General features: G+C 61.0%; 1 protein-coding gene. It reads left to right on the forward strand.

From position 1 onward, the window contains the following. Window positions 1-87: 87 nt before the first annotated feature. Complete coding sequence (locus tag FHW92_RS25495; RefSeq protein ID WP_168606088.1) at window positions 88-1,119, forward strand: IS110 family transposase; 1,032 nt, start codon at window positions 88-90, stop codon at window positions 1,117-1,119. Window positions 1,120-1,173: the final 54 nt, after the last annotated feature.

Raw genomic sequence — 1,173 nt, forward strand, 5'->3', positions numbered from 1 at the left:
GGGTGGTTGCCGCCCTCCCCAGACGGCATCGCAATGTGCCAGGAAAGTGGTGTTTACAGCCACAGAGCGGGAAGGACGGCAACCGTGATGAAGGATACGATGATCGGGGTGGACCTGGCAAAGAATGTTTTTCAGCTGCACGCGGCGTCGATGACCGGGCAGCTACGGTTCAGCAGGAAGTTGTCCCGGGAGAAGTTCCGAAGCTTCATGGCCGGGCAGCCGCCCGCAGTGGTTGTGATGGAGGCTTGTGGCAGTGCGCATTACTGGGCGCGCGAGATGGTCAGGCTTGGCCATGAGGTGAAGCTGATTGCAGCCCAGTATGTGAGGCCGTTCGTGAAGCGGCAAAAGAATGATGCGGCGGACGCGGAGGCCATCGTCATCGCGGCACAGCGGCCCGAGATGCGTTTTGTAGAACCCAAGACCGCCGAGCAACAAAGCCGGGCGATCCTGTTTCGCGCCCGCGAACGACTCGTCCGCCAACGCACCGAACTGATCAACGCGCTTCGGGCTTGCCTTTATGAGTATGGGCATATCATTCCGCAGGGCGCGCACCAGATTAAACGGGTCGCGGAAATTCTGGATACGCCGAACAGCGATCTGCCCGCTTTGATGCGCGAGGAATGCGCAGAGTTGCTGGAACAGATCGCTGAGCAGACGGTGCGCATCAATGCCCGGACCACGAAGATCAAGGCGCTGGCGGTCGAGGCCGATACGGCGCGGCGTTTGCAGACCATCCCTGGTGTTGGCCCTCTGACTGCGCTGGCAGTCGAGGCCTTTGCTCCGCCGATGGAGAACTTCAAGTGCGGCCGTGACTTTGCCGCCTGGCTCGGTCTTGTTCCGCGTCAGTTCTCTTCAGGCGGCAAGGAACGGCTCGGGCGCATCTCGAAGGCGGGCCAAGCAGATATCCGCAGGCTGCTGATTATCGGCGCGATGTCGCGGCTGAACCGGCTGGGGCGGAAATCGATCCCGGAGACATCATGGCTGGCACACATCGCAGCGCGAAAGCCCAGAATGCTGGTGGCGATCGCCTTAGCCAACAAGATGGCGCGGACGATCTGGGCGCTGATGACGAAAAACGAGGATTATCGAGTTCCGGCGCAGGCGGCAGTGGTGGCATGACCAACATGCAACCAACCCAACCTGACGTCGGATAAATGGGGGAGTGAGAAGGCG

This window comes from Novosphingobium sp. SG707 (assembly GCF_012275515.1).
GTDB lineage: Bacteria > Pseudomonadota > Alphaproteobacteria > Sphingomonadales > Sphingomonadaceae > Novosphingobium.